The 17,482-nt window shown below is 38.7% G+C and carries 18 protein-coding genes; 7 read left to right on the forward strand and 11 right to left on the reverse strand.

All coding sequences use genetic code 11. The features are described 5' to 3' along the window. Window positions 1-5: 5 nt before the first annotated feature. From CDC37_RS13380 to CDC37_RS13400, 5 genes are all read left to right on the forward strand, one after another. Window positions 6-1,151, forward strand: a complete 1,146-nt coding sequence (locus CDC37_RS13380) for a glycosyltransferase (RefSeq protein WP_096622464.1) — start codon at window positions 6-8, stop codon at window positions 1,149-1,151. Window positions 1,152-1,195: 44 nt separating this feature from the next. Next, window positions 1,196-2,074 carry a polysaccharide pyruvyl transferase family protein gene (locus tag CDC37_RS13385; protein ID WP_096622465.1) on the forward strand — a complete coding sequence of 293 codons (879 nt, stop codon included), beginning with the start codon at window positions 1,196-1,198 and terminating at the stop codon, window positions 2,072-2,074. A gap of 35 nt (window positions 2,075-2,109) precedes the next feature. Next, a complete protein-coding gene (locus CDC37_RS13390; RefSeq protein ID WP_096622466.1) occupies window positions 2,110-3,066 on the forward strand; it encodes a glycosyltransferase family 10 domain-containing protein in 957 nt (318 codons plus the stop codon). Window positions 3,067-3,070: 4 nt separating this feature from the next. Beyond that, window positions 3,071-4,078 (forward strand): Npun_R2821/Npun_R2822 family protein, encoded by a 1,008-nt coding sequence (locus tag CDC37_RS13395; RefSeq protein ID WP_096622468.1) that lies wholly within the window; start codon window positions 3,071-3,073, stop codon window positions 4,076-4,078. A 211-nt stretch (window positions 4,079-4,289) separates the two neighbouring features. Next, window positions 4,290-5,207 (forward strand): Npun_R2821/Npun_R2822 family protein, encoded by a 918-nt coding sequence (locus CDC37_RS13400; protein ID WP_096626193.1) that lies wholly within the window; start codon window positions 4,290-4,292, stop codon window positions 5,205-5,207. A gap of 440 nt (window positions 5,208-5,647) precedes the next feature. Here the strand turns inward: CDC37_RS13400 and CDC37_RS13405 are convergent, their stop codons facing one another. Further along, on the reverse strand, window positions 5,648-6,592 hold the full coding sequence (locus CDC37_RS13405; protein WP_096622469.1) for a hypothetical protein: 945 nt from the start codon (window positions 6,590-6,592) through the stop codon (window positions 5,648-5,650). Between the two features lie 693 nt (window positions 6,593-7,285). On the opposite strand from CDC37_RS13405, the gene CDC37_RS13410 reads away from it, so the two are divergent. Together CDC37_RS13410 and CDC37_RS13415 are read left to right on the forward strand one after the other, a co-directional pair. After that, a complete protein-coding gene (locus tag CDC37_RS13410) occupies window positions 7,286-7,606 on the forward strand; it encodes a YkvA family protein (RefSeq protein ID WP_096622470.1) in 321 nt (106 codons plus the stop codon). Window positions 7,607-8,167: 561 nt separating this feature from the next. Then, entirely contained in the window at window positions 8,168-8,881 is a 714-nt protein-coding gene (locus tag CDC37_RS13415; protein ID WP_096622472.1) for a hypothetical protein, read from the forward strand. A gap of 200 nt (window positions 8,882-9,081) precedes the next feature. Here the strand turns inward: CDC37_RS13415 and CDC37_RS13420 are convergent, their stop codons facing one another. The 10 genes from CDC37_RS13420 to CDC37_RS13465 form a co-directional block, all read right to left on the reverse strand. Continuing rightward, window positions 9,082-9,744 carry a Na(+)/H(+) antiporter subunit B gene (locus CDC37_RS13420; protein ID WP_096622473.1) on the reverse strand — a complete coding sequence of 221 codons (663 nt, stop codon included), beginning with the start codon at window positions 9,742-9,744 and terminating at the stop codon, window positions 9,082-9,084. A gap of 2 nt (window positions 9,745-9,746) precedes the next feature. After that, window positions 9,747-10,340 carry a DUF4040 domain-containing protein gene (locus CDC37_RS13425; protein ID WP_096622474.1) on the reverse strand — a complete coding sequence of 198 codons (594 nt, stop codon included), beginning with the start codon at window positions 10,338-10,340 and terminating at the stop codon, window positions 9,747-9,749. A 22-nt stretch (window positions 10,341-10,362) separates the two neighbouring features. Continuing rightward, window positions 10,363-10,668, reverse strand: a complete 306-nt coding sequence (locus tag CDC37_RS13430) for a monovalent cation/H(+) antiporter subunit G (RefSeq protein ID WP_096622475.1) — start codon at window positions 10,666-10,668, stop codon at window positions 10,363-10,365. Continuing rightward, complete coding sequence (locus CDC37_RS13435) at window positions 10,665-10,916, reverse strand: hypothetical protein (RefSeq protein WP_096622476.1); 252 nt, start codon at window positions 10,914-10,916, stop codon at window positions 10,665-10,667. The genes CDC37_RS13430 and CDC37_RS13435 overlap by 4 nt, the downstream gene beginning before the upstream one ends. Continuing rightward, entirely contained in the window at window positions 10,917-11,303 is a 387-nt protein-coding gene (locus tag CDC37_RS13440) for a Na+/H+ antiporter subunit E (RefSeq protein ID WP_096622477.1), read from the reverse strand. Beyond that, window positions 11,300-12,739 (reverse strand): cation:proton antiporter, encoded by a 1,440-nt coding sequence (locus tag CDC37_RS13445; protein WP_096622478.1) that lies wholly within the window; start codon window positions 12,737-12,739, stop codon window positions 11,300-11,302. Before CDC37_RS13445 ends, CDC37_RS13440 begins: the two co-directional genes overlap by 4 nt. Next, entirely contained in the window at window positions 12,736-13,071 is a 336-nt protein-coding gene (locus CDC37_RS13450) for a cation:proton antiporter subunit C (RefSeq protein ID WP_096622479.1), read from the reverse strand. Before CDC37_RS13450 ends, CDC37_RS13445 begins: the two co-directional genes overlap by 4 nt. A gap of 1,188 nt (window positions 13,072-14,259) precedes the next feature. Then, window positions 14,260-15,369 carry a glutamate 5-kinase gene (gene proB / locus CDC37_RS13455; RefSeq protein ID WP_096622480.1) on the reverse strand — a complete coding sequence of 370 codons (1,110 nt, stop codon included), beginning with the start codon at window positions 15,367-15,369 and terminating at the stop codon, window positions 14,260-14,262. Window positions 15,370-15,845: 476 nt separating this feature from the next. Beyond that, window positions 15,846-16,403 carry a YqeG family HAD IIIA-type phosphatase gene (locus CDC37_RS13460; RefSeq protein ID WP_096622481.1) on the reverse strand — a complete coding sequence of 186 codons (558 nt, stop codon included), beginning with the start codon at window positions 16,401-16,403 and terminating at the stop codon, window positions 15,846-15,848. Between the two features lie 371 nt (window positions 16,404-16,774). Then, window positions 16,775-17,356, reverse strand: coding sequence for a DUF3727 domain-containing protein (locus CDC37_RS13465; RefSeq protein WP_096622482.1), 582 nt, complete (start codon window positions 17,354-17,356; stop codon window positions 16,775-16,777). Window positions 17,357-17,482 lie beyond the last annotated feature (126 nt).

Consider the following 17,482-nt stretch of genomic DNA (forward strand, 5'->3'; position numbering starts at 1 on the left):
TCAATATGACTCAAAGTAAAAAAACAATTGCCTTTTTTTACCCTTGTTTTTTAGGGGGTGGTGCTGAATCTGTAGCCCTGTGGATGATGCAAGCATTGTGTGATAAATATGATATTACCTTGTTTACCATCAGTAAATTTAAGTTGAATAAATTGGATTTGATGTATGGAACATCTTTGTCACAGTTTCCAATTATTCAAAGAACATTTATTCCAGAGATATTCCAGGGTATTTGTTATTTTTTGATTGCCAATAATAAATTTTTTCGTAACCTTTTTTTTCATTTTTGTCTGCGTAATCTCAAGTTGCAATGTTATAACTATGATTTAGTTATATCTGGGTACAACGGGGTTGATTTAGGTAAAAAAGGGATTCAATATATTCACTGGACTAAGGTGATTACTGGTGAAGGAATTGGAGGAAAAATATCCAATTTTTCGGAGCAGCAAATTCATCAAAATATTTCCTTAGTCAATTCATCAATTGTCGCTAAAGAAGCAAAGAAAGTATACAATGTTGATGCACAAGTGATTTATCCTCCCGTTGTGATAGAACCTTCACAAATACCTTGGGAAGAAAAGGAAAACGCCTTTATTTGTAGCGGTAGAATTGTCAAAGCCAAAGAGCCCCATCGTGTGATTAGCATTCTCAAACAAGTGCGGGAAAAAGGCTTTGATGTGAAATTATATATGACAGGTGGAGGTGGAGGTGTTTACGAATGGCAATATCAAAGGTTTATCAGGAGATTGATTCAAGAAAATAGTTCTTGGATTACCTTGTACAATAATTTACCCTATCCTGAATATGTGAAATTACTCAGCAGATGTAAATATGGTATTCACTTCAAAAAAGAACCCTTCGGGATATCAATTGCAGAAATGGTGAAAGCTGGTGCAATACCCTTTGTCCGTAGCGTCGGAGGACAGATAGAGATAGTTGGTCAAGAAAATCAAGAATTATTTTTTGATACAGAGCAGGAAGCTGTTGACAAGATTATCCAGATTTTTCAAGACGGAGAAAAAAAATATCAACTGCGGGAGAAATTAAAAATACAGCAGCATAAATTTTCGACAGAAAAGTTCATGTTAGAAATAGCTAATGTGGTGGAATCATACTTTTATAATTCACCGCAAATTCTGCAAAAAAAATAATTTTATATACTATATGTCTGTCAAACCTCATCACCTATGTAAATATGTCAAAAATAATTAACTCCTACGTCATTGATAACACAAACATCGGTGATTTATTCTCTGCCCCCTATCAATACTTTGAATTCCCTGGCTATAATTTTGCAAATATTGATATTCGGAATTTAACAGCTAATCATATTCAAGGTAAACATGTTATTATTGGTGGTGGTGGTCTGGCGTTTTCCCGGTTTTTAGAAACCTTTAAAGTCTTATCTCAACACCGTAAAAATCATGCTAATCACCAGACTAAATTAATCATTTGGGGTATTGGTCAACAAATATATCGTGATTACTCACCCTTAGATATTAAAAATTTCGATTATACTCCCTACACCGAAGGATTCGATTTGGTGGGAATTCGAGATTACCACTATGGTAATTGGGTTCCCTGTGCAAGTTGTATGCACCCCAGTTTTGATAAAAAACGGGAAGTCAAACATGAATTTGTCGTCTTTTCCCACAAGAAATTCCAAATTGAATTTCCTCCTTTCCCCAGGATGACAAATTGCAATCAAAATCTAGAAGAAATTCTCGATTTCCTCGGTTCAGGGGAAACCATCCTCACTAGTTCCTATCATGGTGCATATTGGGGAACATTATTAGGAAGAAAAGTTTTAGCCTTCCCTTTCACCAGTAAATTTTACACATTAAAACATCTTCCAGGAATATATCCCGTCCAAAAATGGTTCCAAGCACAGTTTAAAGTATCCCTATTTGGTAAAACCCTCCATGAATCATTTTACGAGAATAAATTTATCTGTCACCATCCAGACTGGAAGGAGTATTTAAAAAAATCTCAAACCTATCCAGAGAGTTTAGTTGAAAATCGCGATCGCAATCGTGATTTCTATGAACAGGTGATGGATTTACTCAATAGCTAATAAATGTATTAATCTAGATATTCATCTCCCAGAATATGAAGAAAAAAACTATTGGTATGATTAGCAGCTATAGCGCACTTGCAAACAGAGCAGATTGGCTATGGCAACAAACACCCTACCCTTTCGGAACATGGAAAAATATCCAACTCCAAGCAACTGCATCCATACCTGATTATTTATTAATGTATCAGTTTGATTTTCCCAAAAAACATCAAAAAAAATCATTTTTATCTTCATTTCGCCGCTCCAAACAACCGGAAATTCAAATTGAATCGTTATTCCGGGGAGTGAGGAAAGAAAATATTATTTACTTATTGCGTGAACCACCCCTAGATGAAGTAGTAGAAAAACACAAAATAGCCTATCAAGAAGCAGAAAAATATTGTGGTTATGTCTCAGGTCCGGATGATTTTGCTCCAAATCCTGACTATATGCCAGCTATTTGGTATCATAACAATTCATTTCGTGATTTAAACGAAATGCCACCACCAGAAAAAATTTCTCCCTGTAGTTGGATTACATCGGGAATTAGTCGTACTGCAAATCATCGTCAGCGTTTAGAGTTTTTAAAATCCCTACAGACAAGTGGTGTAAAAGTTGATTTCTATGGAAGAGATTTACCTAGCTGGGTGCAATCATTGGGTGAATTAGCTAATAAATGGTATGCCATGTCTCCCTATTATTATAATTTAGCCATTGAAAATTATAGTGGTAATAGCTGGTATGTGAGCGAGAAATTATGGGATGCACTTTTAGCTTGGTGTTTACCAATTTATTATGGTGGTTCTGCTGCGGATAAACTATTACCACCAGGTAGTTTTTTACGTTTACCTAGTTTAGACGCAAAAGGTATTGCTTATATCCAGGAAGTGACTGCAAATCCTGATGCTTGGTATGCAGCAAAGGATGCGATCGCCGAAGCAAGACAAATCATTTTACATGAATTAAATCTGATGAATTGGTTAGCAAATTTTGTAGAAAGACAAGGATAAAAAGATGAAAAATGGAATTTATACTTTAGCCAATGATGTTGTTTATAACCAATTGGTAGCTTTACTAAATAGTATTGAAGCCAATGCAGGTCGAGATGTACCCGTGTGCGTCATCGCATACAACGACCAAATTGAAAAAGTCAAAGCAGAAGTCGCATCACGTCAGAATGTGACTTTGTTAGATAATCCAGATATTTTTGCTCGTTGGGAAGAATATTCTCATCAAGTGTGGAAATCCCATCCGACTGCAATTAAAATTTGGCAGGAAAAGGGAATTAAAAAGTTTTATAGAGTGGGTGAAAATCGGCGTTATTGCGCATTTGATGCTGATAGTTTATTTGAAAACTTTATTTATTTAGATGCAGATACACTAGTAATGCAGCCGCTTGATTTTATTTTTCAACAGTTGGAACATCAAGATTTTGTTGTCTATGATTTTCAGTATAAAGACCCTGGTCATATTTTCAACTTAAAATCAGAGCAACTATTAAAAATATTTAGCCAACAGCAGATAGACACAGAAATTTTTTGTTCTGGCTTTTATGCATCCAAAAGGGGTACCTTTCCTCCAGAACAAAGGGAATGGTTATTAAGTAAATTAAATGAGGGAGAATCTGATGTTTTGTATATGTCTGCTCCCAACCAATCTGTTCTGAATTATATGCGGATGAGAACTAATACTTCGTTTTATAACTTTGCTTTGAATTTACCTGCGGAATTGAAAACGGGTAATTCTGTAACTTCCGAACATTTTACTGTCAAAGATAATATTGTTTATGATAAGGGTCAACGTTTAACTTATCTGCATTATATTGGTTTATCTTCTAAACTATTTAATCGTGTTTGTGAAGGAGAGAATTTAGATTTTCCCTATCGAGATGTATTTTTACATTATCGATATCTACATACACCTGAAGCAAGACCTAATTTTTCTGGTCGTCCCCAGCGATATGATGCACCTCCTTCCCTTACTAAACGCGTTTTAAAGAAAATCGGATTAGCAGTAGGTTAACTAAATCCGCAGTCAAGATGTAGGAAGTGCTGGAAATATTAATCCGTTACTCAACACTTATCCAGAATTCCCCTATTTATAAATAAATACGGAAGATAGGGGATATATCTTCGATAATTATTGTGATAGTAAACTTAGCTATAAATTAGTTACCGAAGTCAATTGGATTGATTGTCAAGACTAAATCTTCAAAATATCAAGTAAAAATATGATGACACGTGGCATTTATATTATTGCGAATGACAAAGTAATCGACCATGCGATCGCACTGTTAAATAGTATTCGTTTATATGACCAACAAACCCCTGTGCTAATGATTCCCTATGATGATAATTACCAACAAATTGCTGAGTTATTAAAAACCCATTACAATGTGGAATTATACGGGGATTTAGAGTTTATCGAACGACTATCAACCAAACTCCATGAAACCTTTGGTGGTCAATTTTTTGCCCGTCCTAATCAGTTTCGCAAACAAGCTTGTTGGTTTGGTGAGTTTGATGAATTTTTATATATTGACACAGATATAGTTGTTTTTGAAAAGATTGCTGATAATCTCAATTATTTACAGGATTATGACTTTATCAATTGCGATTATCAACACGCAGGGGGAATTAGGAATGTCTTCTCCCAGCAAGTGTTAACGGAAAAAGTTTTTAGTGAGACAGAAGTAAAAGATATATTTAATGGTGGTTTTTGGGGTTCCAAAAAAAATCTCATTTCGGAACAGGATTTATACGAAGTATTCACAGAATGTGCCAAGCACCCCGAATACTTTGATTTTTCTGAAAAAACCTCTGACCAACCAATTATTAATTACATGCTATTAAAACGAATTCCTAAACGTTTTAATATTGTACGTCGTCCGGAAAAAGCACCTGGAAATTGGGCTGGTACACCCTATTTTCAAAAACAAGATAATACTCTTATTGACCCCAAGGTTAATCAAAAACTTCAATATCTTCACTGGGCTGGAATTCGGATTCAACCTGGTTGTCCCTATTGGGATATTTGGGAATATTATCGAAATTTAAATCCCAATTTACCACCAGCCAACTTTCCCCAACCCAATTATTGGCAGCGAAATATCACACAAATTAAAGGATTTTTGCGTTCATTAAATATTTAGCTAAAACACTTTTACATGCGTAGATATTTTGAGGATGCAATAACCTGATTTAATGTCAGTTAACTATTTGATGATTTCATTGAAATCATCATTTTCATGATGCCAAATAATTATTTACCTTATTTTCAGGGTAGTTGACTGAATAATAGATTAAATCCCTGTTCCTAGAGATGTAGGGTGCATCCTAAGATGTATTGCTTGCTAAAAGAATAATCTTGTCATTGCATTAGAAGTACGACCTTCTGGAGTCGATGGACTCGTTCTGAGTGATGGATTTTGTGATTACTTCCTTGCACTGCAATGACAAAATATGTTTTTACAAAATTGGGATGTTTCCTAAATAGATCAGTGCTACATCTTGAATATATAAATTTATAATTTTTTTACTATCTAACATTTTCATAAACTTTTCATACAAACATGCATATAGATTATTCTAATTAAAAAACTTCTGAATCATAGTAAAAACTATAATCCTGGATTACCGTTTTAATGGCAAGGCGAAAATAGTAATATATGTATTCTATTTTTGTTATAATTTTTGTTTTTACTTCCTGAAATAGGGACTTTTTCGCATACTCAATTTGATATTGCGCTTGCATTAAAGTTTTTTTTGTATCCACTTGAGATTCTCCGGTGGAAATTCTGATTTTTTCGATTCTATCATCCATAAAATCGATTCCATCCATCACATCATGTCTCACTTTTAAACCAGCTTTGGTTGCAGCTAGACCCATCGCATAAGCTGGATGTTTGTTGAGACCTTTTAATTCACAATAAAGAGCCAGCTTATCCCAGTACTCTAAAAATTCTAACTCTTTTCCTGAATCTTGGGTGACAACAAATAAAAATTCATAGATCCATTTAACTTCTTCCTGTTCTAAATCGACACCAATTTTTTGCGCTAAAAGTTTCACAAAATTATATTTGCGGATGACCTGAGTCAAGTTAGGATTACTATTATCCATACGTTTTTGAAAATGTTTTTTCATATCACAACAACTTCTAGCTGTGATACCTGGAAGCCATTCCCTGCGAACAAATGGAGCGCATATTCTGACATCTGCATCGATATACATGCAAGACTTAAACATAGATAAAGCTTTAGCGATCGCAAATCTACGCTCATGGTAATGTAAAACACCTTTTCTTTCATGTTTATAAACTAAAGCATGAGAAAATGTTGTAAAATCATCTGGTTTATCTGTAAAGATAATAATACTTATGCCTGGTGCATATTTTTGAATATCATTAATTAAATTTTTAGCAAAAGTCCGATATGTGGAACCTCCCGCATATGTACAAAAACAAAAATCTTGCTTGTCTGCTATCATTTCTTTCAATTCTTTGTTTTCCCAAAAATTAGCTACAATAATCCTATTCAATTAGTAAAAATATCGGTTTTAGTTGTATCCTGTGGGAAACTGATGACTGTCAACTGTTAACAGTCAACGACTATATATAAAAGATTTCATAATTTATTTGGGGTTACTATAATACTATATCACTGAAGTTGTTTTTTTACTTCCGTATATTTAAGTATTGACTGGATAGCATTTAACTTTTAACTTCTATAATAATTGGAATCATGGGAAACAATAGCCCTTTGCAATAGATTTGAAAATATTAATAATCAATATATTTTCCACAATTTTTCTTACTAACTTCATCTGAAAATAGGGTGTATTATCAGTTTCTTCGTTAGACACCAAACTTTCATAATGAGAAGTTACGCGCTAACACAATGGCAATATTTTGGGAATAAAATTACAACTAAACAGGAAAATAGTTTATTCTCACTCTCTACTCACTTTCAAGTTAGTGGGGAAAAACCGTTTTCATACTTTCTGGTGTTAGCAATACATATAGGCTACTCCCCATACCTTATTTTTTCTAGGGAGTAATCCTATATTCCTATTTCCCTACAGTTTCATCTGAAGATTTTCCCTAGACCAACTTTTACGGTTTACCGTCAATTTTCGGTACGGTGTAGTTTCACGACAAAATAAATGGTTATCTACACCAGATTTATTTGTGACAATCTGCCAAGATAAATTTGTGCGGTAGAGGAATGATTCATGAAAAAGAATTTTTTCAGTAAAATCTTACAAAATTGGATTCGCAAAATCCTACGCAATCCTAAATATCGGTGGTTAGGTATCATTGCGGGATTATTTTATTTTCTCAATCCTATCGATATTATTCCCGATGCTATCCCCTTGTTAGGTTGGATTGATGATGGAATTATCGTGAGCTTTGTGGTCGCGGAAGTGTCACAAATACTGCTAGAACAAATACAAAATCGGAGAAAAAATTCTTCTCAACAACCGGAAACGACTTCGGTTGATTCGATTCCCGTCAATCATGTGATTGATGTTGAGGCGATCGCAGTCAAATAGATGTGTGTGACAAATTAAACCACTCATCAGTCCGTAGGGAAGAGAATTAGGTTTTCGGGCTATTTAATATTTCGTGACATTGTGTTAATTTGATTATTTTTAAGTTTATATAGCATCTTACATCTAGGGTTGTTGAGCATTAACCCTTGACAATCCCGCATGATCAACTCAAAACCGATATTTTTTACTACAGAAATCGGCTTGCTATATACTTAGAATTATCTCATATTGAAACGCAACTCGTCAAAATCCTAAATTTGAATCTTTTCCCTTGATTGTCACCTAGCTCCAGACCTATTTACTACCATCCAGGTATGGGTGAAAATTAGTTCCCTAGATAGAAGTATTCACAATTTGAGGAAGCTAACTTCAATTGTAGGTGTAACTGAAAAGTCGTTAGTTGTCAATAGTTAGCAGTCAGCTTTTCGACTCAAGATTCAATTTTATATTTTATTTACTATTTTGGAGATTCTGATTGACCGCAAAACTTCTGGGATTTTCCCAAAATATCTAGTCGTAGTGTCGTGATTAAATTGGATAATTGAATTGGGAGAAATATAAATGTCTACAGTCAAAGAGCGTATTGTCAAAGATTTAGAACAGGTCAAAGAACAAGGAAGTGCAAGAACTCAACGGATTCGCGAAATCGTCCAGGTTGCTGTGGGTGATGCAATGCATGAGTTGAAAGGAGGAGCAACAGAAATTCGTTCTCTGACTCAAGATGCAGTCACCGCAGTCATCGAACATCTTAAAAGTAAAGGAAAACAGGCTAAAAATGAAGTAATGGCTGCAATGGAAGGTGCGGTTGCTGGAGTTAGTGATAAATCTGTAGCAAGCGAAACTCAAGCGCAAGAGCAACAAATTTTAGAAGCGGTTGATGGAGCTTTAGTTGCAGTAGAAACCAACCAAAAACAAGAATCCCGTAGTTTTCTCTCCCTGTTGTTGGCAGCATTTAATGCTTTAAAAGCCAAGTTGTTTGCTTCCCTACACCAAGAAAACGCTTCCCTACAGGAACTATTAGCAAAATGGGATACTAGCCTGACGGAAAAATACGGCGATCGCTATACTCAAATTAAGCAACGTTGGCAAAGTGCCCAAACTTCCTACCAAGCAACTAAAATCAGAATGGAGAATGGAGAAACTTCCCCTGTAGACCAATATCAAGCTCAAGCGATGGATAAAGCCGCTCAAGCAGGAGCCAAGGTTGCTCAAACGGAACAAGCAATTAAACAGCAGTTGAAAACCTTTTTACATTCAACAGCAGATAAAATCTAACTTGCTTGCAAATCAAAGTGAATAGGGAGTGGGGAGCAGGGAATAGTCTAAATGCACTACTAACACCGATGAAATCATAAAAGGCTTTCAAATCCTTTCCCTGTTCCCAGCTATATCTTTAGCTATATGCGAAAAAACCCCGATTTATCAGTAAAATTGGGGTTTTGATGTTTGAAAGTGTCTTGCAGGGAAATGACATCTCACAATAAGCCTCGGTAACGGATGAAAATTAAAATAGCAGCCCAAGACCCCAAGGCGACCTTAATGGCAACTAAAATATTCAAGAGGGGAAGAACTCCACCGCTCAACAACTCTCCCAGTTGACCGTGGGGTAATTCGTATCCCGCAAGGGTAATCACGGCTAAGACGAGAAAAATCAGCACCGAGACCTTTTCCCAACGTGCTGCTTGCCAACGCTGATATATCCCCTGCATCCACTCCGTTGATGAGGTAATTGCCACCAAACCAATGGCTGTTCCCCCTGCAACTCCAGCTGCAAATCCACCACCAGGACTAAGGTGTCCGCGAATTGCCAATTCAATCCCCACCAATGCGGAAATAGTCGCTCCTAACCTGGCTAAGACGATGGAGGGTTTGTCGGTAAATTGGTGGATCACATGGGTGGGTTTTTCGTCAGCAAGGAGATATTTTGCTCCCAGGATGGCTATAGTAAATACTACGACTTCAAAAATGGTATCGTAGAGACGATTCCGAAAAATTATACCGGATACGGCGTTGGGAACTCCACTATCTTTGACTACTAGCTCCACAAACGATGTCTGCGATAAATCAGGAGCCGGATGGGGAATAACCAGCATTTTCGCAAATATCATAATTCCAGCTGCAATATACACCCATTTCATCTTCATTTGTGTTTCTCCTGCGTACCTGTAAGATTTACGTAACTAAGGCTAGTGGCTGGTAAAGAAAGTTCAGTCCTAATAATGTCATATATGCGTTGTACCCTGGTGGTAGTATGGTAGGTGGGAGAGGATGTTGATGAATTTATTTCTTCTCCTGTCGGCGACTCTAGGGGAGAATCCCAGGTACAGGTAGCATGAATTTCTTTGGCTTCTAAAGCTTCCTGTAGAGTGTGCATATCCTCGTAGGGGACAAGTTCTATACGCATATGTCGTTTGTGGAATATTTGGCGTAGGTGTTCCAGTAGCTCTGGGGGGAAACCAGTGGGAGTCGGGTGAAGATTGTCTTTAAGTATGCCTAAACGCATTACTAGGGATGACCTGACCGCCACCGCATAGAGGGTAATTGATAACATTGTCCCCACCAGAGCTTCCGTTAAAGCCACATCTGCGGCTCCCAGTAGGGCATAAACTAAAGCTGATATTGCTCCTAATATTCCTCGTACCACTAAAGCGTGGTAGGGGTTAGTTTGAAATACTAACATGGAGGCGGACAGGGGCATGAGGGCAATAATAAGGTAAAAATAGGTGTCATTCATGGGTGGATGGAGGAGGATTCGGCTACTGATAGGGTTCCGCTACTGATATATCTTCATCTTGATTACCGCTACTCGAACAGTAGGCTAGTACGTAACCAAGAACGGTGTTCCAAATTGCCAGGGAAATAATTGCTAACAGCAGTAATGGCCATTCATTCGGTATTTTTAATAGCAGACCAACGACAATTGTCATTGAACCTAGGGTATCTGCTACCGATAGACTATGGAGTTTGAATAGAACTGAGCGTTTGCCCAACAAGGGAAAAGTTCCCCAAAACCAGAATATTAAGCCAATGGTAATCAAAGTATAACTAATTATATCTATCATGATTCATTAATCCGTCTAATGATGTGGGCAAGAAGCATTAAGGCGGCATTACCAACACTGAGGATGATGACACCAACTACACCAATCATCCAGTCGTTACGGAGGACAGATACCACCAAAATCATGACGGATGTTTTGGTGGCGATACTGGCGAAGGCTAGCATGGTTTGCCAGATGTTCTCGTCTTTCCAGGCTTCGTACATGGGGATGAGCAGCGCTCCAATCATGGCAATCAAAACTAGGTTCATTTATTTTTTCCTCCGACAGATGCGGTGAACTTCGTACCAACCGTCTTCGTGGTATTTCAAGACAATGGTTTTGGGGGTGAAGGTAATCACGAATACATCTAAAAACACTAATCCTGGTGTGCGACGTAGAGGAACTTTTTCCAGGGTGACTTCTTCGTAGTTGTGGGGAAAGAGCATGATTTCCACGGCTTCCATGTAGGCTTGGGGAACGGCGACTAGGGTTTCCCATAAAGCCAGTAGCCAATCTCTTAATCTTCCTAGAGATTTGGGTCTTCCAGGTAATATTAAAGCGATCGCAATCCCAATCATGATGTTTGCTGGACTAAAATTGGCTGTCAGCAAAAACCAGATCACTAGTCGTAAGATTAAGTTTAAGTATCCAATCATATCAGTACCATTCCCAGTAGTAACATCAGCATTAAACTCATTAACCCAACTAAATGCTCTAATTTTTCGATTATCCGTGGTAGCTTTAATTCCGTGCGCCGCCAAATCAACCAGTATCCCAACCACCCCACAGCAATAATCGCGATCGCTTTAATCATTTTATTGAGGGTATAAGCTTGGAGGTAGCCGAGGTTGGCGATAATTAATCCCGCAATCAGGGGAGTGACGGCAAAATAATAGTTGGGGTCGATTTGTTCCTGGTTGGAGGTTTGCAATTTGTGGGGTAAAAAGATAAATTTGGCGTAGACGATGGCTGTTCCCACTGCACCGATATTCATGGCGATCGCTTGCCATGAAGTCAGATTACTTAATGTCCCCATTTTGGCTGCAAATCCCACCAGCAAGGGAAAACCGGAAATCGATAGGCTAGCTGTAACCAGAATTATCCACACCCTAGTGGAAATGGGTCTTTGCTGTAATTCCTGAAAGTCCCGACTGGGGAGAATTCCCGCACTCAGAAACATAATTGCCTTCACCAGTCCATGACTCAAGGCATAAAAACCCCCCACCTTCGGTGCAACCACCACCCAACCTAGTTGGGAAATAGTACTAAGGGCAAGAGTCCGCTTGGTGTCTTTGTCCCAAATGGCATAAAATACCCCCAACAGGGTCGTCCCGACTCCAAATATCTGCACAATGGGACTAACCTCATTCACCTGTAAAGCGATTCTCACTAAAGCATAGGCTCCTGTTTTCACCACAACTCCCGACAACATCGCGGACACGGGTGATTGGGATTCGGAGTGGGTCAGGGGTAGCCAAAACCCGGATAAAAAAATTCCCCCCTTGGTTAATAGCCCTAAAAATATTAATGCGATCGCTTCGGTGGGTGCATCACCTAAACCAGTAAAGGCAAAAGATTGATGATTCTGGTATATCAGTACTGCTCCCACCATATAAAAAAGCATGGCTGTGTTACTGATAAACAGATAGCGCAATCCCACCCAAATTGTTCTGTCGCTCCGGGGATAGGTAATTAATAAAAATGCTGCAATCCCAATTACTTCTAAAGCTACATATAAGCTGACAAAATCACCACAAATAAAGGCTGCATTCACACTGCCATGCAAAATGATGGTCTGCATGTAAAAAAAAGCCGTTTTATCTGTAGACCAACAGTAAATAATTACCGCCGTCATCACTAACCCATTGGTTAAAATCAACAAACCACTGAGTTGATCTGCGACGAGGGTGACACCAAAATTATCTAATAACTGTAGCTGCAAGGAGGAAGATGTCAATAATAAACTTAGTCCATAGGCTGTGGAAATCAGAGTTGTCAATAGTGCCAAATAGCGATCGATTCTCGGCAATAAATAAATACAAAATCCGAGAAAGAAAGGTAAGGCGACCCAGACAATAGTAATTATATTCATGGAGTATTGTTTTTCTCAATTTCGTTGGTTTCCAAGGTCGGATTATCTCGCGATAGCTTCATCACACCTACTAACATCACGGCCTGAATCGAAAAACCGATGACGATTGCTGTTAAAATTACCCCCTGGGGAACCGGGTCGGCGTAGGCGACATTTTTTTGACTGTCAAGGATTGGTGTAAATAAACCTGTGCGTGAGGCAATCATCACAAAATAGGCAACAACCCCCGTACTCATCACATCCATCGAGATAATTTTCATCACCAGGTTTTGTTTCCAGATAATTCCGAAAAAACCACAGAAAATTGTTGCCAGTATACATGCTTCTAACATCGAAATTGTTGGTAGTTGGTAAAAGATAATTACAGTTTCTAGAGGGAATGGATATCAGACAAATACAGTCTATTTCCAGGATATGGGGTTAAAATTTTCAACTTCAAAAAGCTGAAATCAATTATATTTTGCTCCCGGATTCGCGAGAATTTTGTATATGATTTTTAATTGGAGGTCTGTTTTCTGGATGGAAAAACACCGAAGTATATATGAGATATTCCATTTTTAGTCGTAATAGTCAAGTAGCAAGAGACTGAAATCTATGGGTTACTGTCAGGAGAACATACCCCTCAAATCAACAATCTATTCAACCAATTAACTGCAAACCAATGTGATAATATTGCTGCTTCCCAAAGTTGTCCCAATACCAAAAAAACTTGATTTTGGTATCATCCCATCGATAAACTTCCGGAGATGTCAAATCAAGTAATTATCGAATCGGAGGAAAATACTTTCCAAGCAGCAAATAGATAAGAGTATACTAATTTAGGTGTAAATTCCTATTATATTGAGGATAGGCGATCGCAGGTACACAATGCAATACCTTGTCTCAATTTGATGATTCAGAGAAATGATGCAATTGATTACTAATAATGATAGGAGATATCCTCAGAAAAAACCTATCCTATCTATAGATAATAACAGATAAACTGTCACCCATTGTTGACAGTCTCTCCCTTGTTGGATGCGGAGGGACTTGGGAGTAGGAAAAAAACCCCTTTCATCTTCAAGGTAAGCTGCGCTACGCCCATCTACAGTTCCAGGGTCATGCAGTACATGTAATCCCGGATTTCGCACAAACTCCTAAAGCTTTCAGTGAGTAGGGAGCGGGGAGTAGAGACGACCCACCGGGTCGTCTCCAGGGGAGTAGTAGGAAAATTAACCCATTACTCAAGGCTTATCACTCCCTTGTGAGAAATGTAGGTAATACCGTTTGACCTTGAAGTTGATACCTGACGGGAAGCTTTGGGGAGCAGGGGAAGAAAATGTATCAAAATTTGAGTGAGTTTTCAGAATTTACTTCAAATGGGGATTCAAGAGGATGTTGGTCAAGTATTATTCATACTTTATCAACTACTTATGGAAGCCAGTCAATAGGCTCAAACGGTATATTCGTCATTATAAACTGTACAGAGGCGACATGCCGCCTCTGTTGTTAAGTATTCAGATCGACTTTGAAAATATCCTCTAAAGTAAAACCAAATTATCACGGTGGATGATGGTTTCCGCTCCTTCATATCCCAAAATCTTGGATATTTCCCGTGAATGTTGACCGCGAATGCGTTGTAATTCTGAGCTAGTATAGTTCACCAAACCCCTAGCTATTTCCTGACCATTGCGATCGCACAGTAAAACCGCATCATTTGCATCAAAATCCCCTTCCACCTCTGTAATTCCAGCAGCTAATAGGGATTTTCCTCCACTAGCGATCGCCTTTTTCGCTCCATCATCTACATACAACTTTCCTCGAGGAATTAACCCATAGGCAATCCAACGTTTGCGAGCGGATGTCGGTTCCGGTTGGGGAGCAAATTGGGTTCCCAGGGTTTCCCCTTGCAAAATTCTGGGAATATTTCCTGGCTGGGAACCTTCGGTAATCACAACCCGTATTCCTGCGGAGGTGGCAATGCGAGCCGCAGCAATTTTTGTCACCATTCCCCCCGTACCCCAGCGAGAACCCTGTTGACCAGTTTGGATTTGCAAGCTGGCCAATTCCTTTAAATCGCGCACCAGGGTAATTGGTTGTGCATCGGGAACCAAACGCGGGTCAGCCGAATACAACCGATCCACATCCGTGAGTAAAAATAACCAGGACGCTTCCACTAAACTAGCCACCAAAGCCGATAAGGTATCATTATCCCCAAACTTCAGTTCATCCACCGCCACGGTATCATTTTCATTCACAATCGGAATTACTCCCAACTCTAGTAATTCCCTGAAGGTGTTCAAAACATTCAAATAGCGATGCCGTGACACTAAATCATGACGGGTTAATAACACCTGGGCAATCGGCTGCTGTAAAGTATCAAATAAGTCATCATATACCCGCATTAATCGCCCCTGTCCCACGGCTGCAACTGCTTGTTTTAAACCAATACTTTTAGGGCGATCGCTTAAACCCAATCGACCACAACCGACCCCCACCGCTCCCGATGAAACTAAAATTACTCGGTGTCCTTGTTGTCGTAGGGAACAGAGGACTTCCGCTAAGGTAGCAATCACCGATAGCGCGAGTTGTCCTGTTTCCGGACGGGTCAAACTCGAAGTACCAATTTTGACAACAATTGTTTCCGACATGGATGGGAAGATAAACTGGAGATCAGGCAATTCAATAGGGAATAGGTGACAGGAAAGAGTCTACATCTACTACTGACACCAAAACCGTAGATGGGGGTAGCGCAGTTTCTCTTGGAGATGAAAGTGGTTTTTCCCCTACTCCCTATAAATTTGATGATACCCTGTTCTCGAACCATTACCCAACCCCAAGCACTTCCTATGACCGCCATCACCATTAGTTTTGAGCATATCTGGAGAAGATGTTTTACCTGGATTTGTCTTAGATGTACACCTGGGTCATAGTGAAAACATCATGTCAACATACCTTGACATGAAAATAAGCGCCAGTCTCCTTTTAGTGGGGATTGACGCTTGACGGAATTTAAAAATATTTACTATTTTTAGGGCTTTATAGTCTTTTTTGCCCCTTATTATCTATACTTCCATTATTTACAATTTTTGTATCCACAATATTTTTTTTAATTATTTCTTTAGCTTTACTTGTCTGAAGGTTTGTGAAGCTTGGTGACACGATGTTGCTTGGGTTTGATGGAAGCACCTAAAAATTCCGAAATCAACACCTCAATATTGCGAATCGGGTGTTTGCGAACAGCAACCCCAGGATGGACAATTGGTTCCACCAAAACAGTAAACATTCCCAAACGATTTCCAGCTAATACATCCGTAAATAGGCGATCGCCCACCATCCCGACTTGATGGACAGGTAAGTTCATTTGTTCTAGAGCAGAGCGAATTTTGCGACGGGATGGTTTACCTGCACCCAAATAGTAGGGAAGATCGAGCGATCGCGCAATACCTCCAATTCGAGCTTCTGAAAGATTGTTACTGACTAGCCATAAATCCACAAATTGACGCATTTTCTCGATCCAAGCTCGCAATTCGGGAGACACCTCCATCACAGTAAACGGGACGAGGGTTTCATCAACATCCAACACTAAACCCTTTAACCCATAGGTTTGGACAATTTCTGGTGTTAATGTGAGTACCGAATCCTCTAGAATCAAATCTGGTTGTAAAAAACTACCTAAATCCATAAATTTTCTTAGCTGATCCCGCAAACTGCGAAATATATATTATAGTTTGCGATTTGAAAAATGCAATTAACCCAGGTAATTTCGTGATTCCATAATAATTGGATCAATTTAATAATTTATGTAAACTTCGCCGGGTGATGTATTTCCGTCTTTGTTTAACTTCCTTCAATTCCCAACCCACTCATAGTAGTACTCCACCGCATTAATTTTGATGGGTGAAGAAAGGTAGGTAGTTGCGCTAGTCTACGACAACCCTGTGGGTATAGCACTTTGTAATCAGGTTTTTTCAAAGCTCAAGCCACTCCACGAACCCTTCAGAACTTATGTGGTGAGTACTAAACCGCAAAACGAACGAAAAAATCAAAGTCACATCACTCAACTTGATCAAATAACCGTTCTTCTAGAATGGGTTGAACTTGACGAAACTCCTCTGGAGACAGCAATTCATAATTTCCATTTGCTCCCACTCTAGCAAAAAACAACAATGGATCAAGGGGAGTATAAACGGCATACTCCTGTTCTTGATGAAAAAATGTTGCCAATAACTGTAATTTCTCCGGTTCTAAGTCAGACGCATCCTCATCATCAATTTCCAAAGTAAACAATTCCGTCTCTTCCACCGGAGGTAATTCCCCCGCAACCGTCAGTGCATAAGCAGTATTTTTCAAAGACAGATTTTGCTCGGATAACACTGCCTGTGCGGTATCAAATATTTCATCGATTAAATCATCATCTTCAACTAAGACTGCTTCCTCTTCCTCATCATCACCTTGCCATGCGAAAATTTCCACAGGTGAATCCACAGGCATTAACAAGACATATTCCTGCTCATCCACAAATAGAGAATGTTCCACATAACATTCAAGCGATCGCCCTTGTTCGTCACTCAAGCGAATCGCACTGGTGTTAACTCTTTCATTTTCATTGCCTTCAGAAAATTGCGATTGATACATAGCCGAGGAATAAAAACCTTTTATATTTACAAGCAAATGCACTCTTTGAGCTTGACGTGCCAAATTTGTTCTGAATTTAGAATCATTAAATAACTAATACTAATCAAAAATCATTTCTCGCAGGTC

It is taken from the genome of Calothrix sp. NIES-3974 (assembly GCF_002368395.1).
Taxonomy (GTDB): Bacteria; Cyanobacteriota; Cyanobacteriia; order Cyanobacteriales; family Nostocaceae; genus NIES-3974.

Bases quoted from the DNA above. Each gene is read 5' to 3' on its own strand.
- CDC37_RS13380 (WP_096622464.1), top strand. From the start codon at position 6: ATGACTCAAAGTAAAAAAACAATTGCCTTTTTTTACCCTTGTTTTTTA.
- CDC37_RS13385 (WP_096622465.1), top strand. From the start codon at position 1,196: ATGTCAAAAATAATTAACTCCTACGTCATTGATAACACAAACATCGGT.
- CDC37_RS13390 (WP_096622466.1), top strand. From the start codon at position 2,110: ATGAAGAAAAAAACTATTGGTATGATTAGCAGCTATAGCGCACTTGCA.
- CDC37_RS13395 (WP_096622468.1), top strand. From the start codon at position 3,071: ATGAAAAATGGAATTTATACTTTAGCCAATGATGTTGTTTATAACCAA.
- CDC37_RS13400 (WP_096626193.1), top strand. From the start codon at position 4,290: ATGACACGTGGCATTTATATTATTGCGAATGACAAAGTAATCGACCAT.
- CDC37_RS13410 (WP_096622470.1), top strand. From the start codon at position 7,286: ATGAAAAAGAATTTTTTCAGTAAAATCTTACAAAATTGGATTCGCAAA.
- CDC37_RS13415 (WP_096622472.1), top strand. From the start codon at position 8,168: ATGTCTACAGTCAAAGAGCGTATTGTCAAAGATTTAGAACAGGTCAAA.
- CDC37_RS13420 (WP_096622473.1), bottom strand. From the start codon at position 9,744: ATGAAATGGGTGTATATTGCAGCTGGAATTATGATATTTGCGAAAATG.
- CDC37_RS13425 (WP_096622474.1), bottom strand. From the start codon at position 10,340: ATGAATGACACCTATTTTTACCTTATTATTGCCCTCATGCCCCTGTCC.
- CDC37_RS13430 (WP_096622475.1), bottom strand. From the start codon at position 10,668: ATGATAGATATAATTAGTTATACTTTGATTACCATTGGCTTAATATTC.
- CDC37_RS13435 (WP_096622476.1), bottom strand. From the start codon at position 10,916: ATGAACCTAGTTTTGATTGCCATGATTGGAGCGCTGCTCATCCCCATG.
- CDC37_RS13440 (WP_096622477.1), bottom strand. From the start codon at position 11,303: ATGATTGGATACTTAAACTTAATCTTACGACTAGTGATCTGGTTTTTG.
- CDC37_RS13445 (WP_096622478.1), bottom strand. From the start codon at position 12,739: ATGAATATAATTACTATTGTCTGGGTCGCCTTACCTTTCTTTCTCGGA.
- CDC37_RS13450 (WP_096622479.1), bottom strand. From the start codon at position 13,071: ATGTTAGAAGCATGTATACTGGCAACAATTTTCTGTGGTTTTTTCGGA.
- proB (WP_096622480.1), bottom strand. From the start codon at position 15,369: ATGTCGGAAACAATTGTTGTCAAAATTGGTACTTCGAGTTTGACCCGT.
- CDC37_RS13460 (WP_096622481.1), bottom strand. From the start codon at position 16,403: ATGGATTTAGGTAGTTTTTTACAACCAGATTTGATTCTAGAGGATTCG.
- CDC37_RS13465 (WP_096622482.1), bottom strand. From the start codon at position 17,356: ATGTATCAATCGCAATTTTCTGAAGGCAATGAAAATGAAAGAGTTAAC.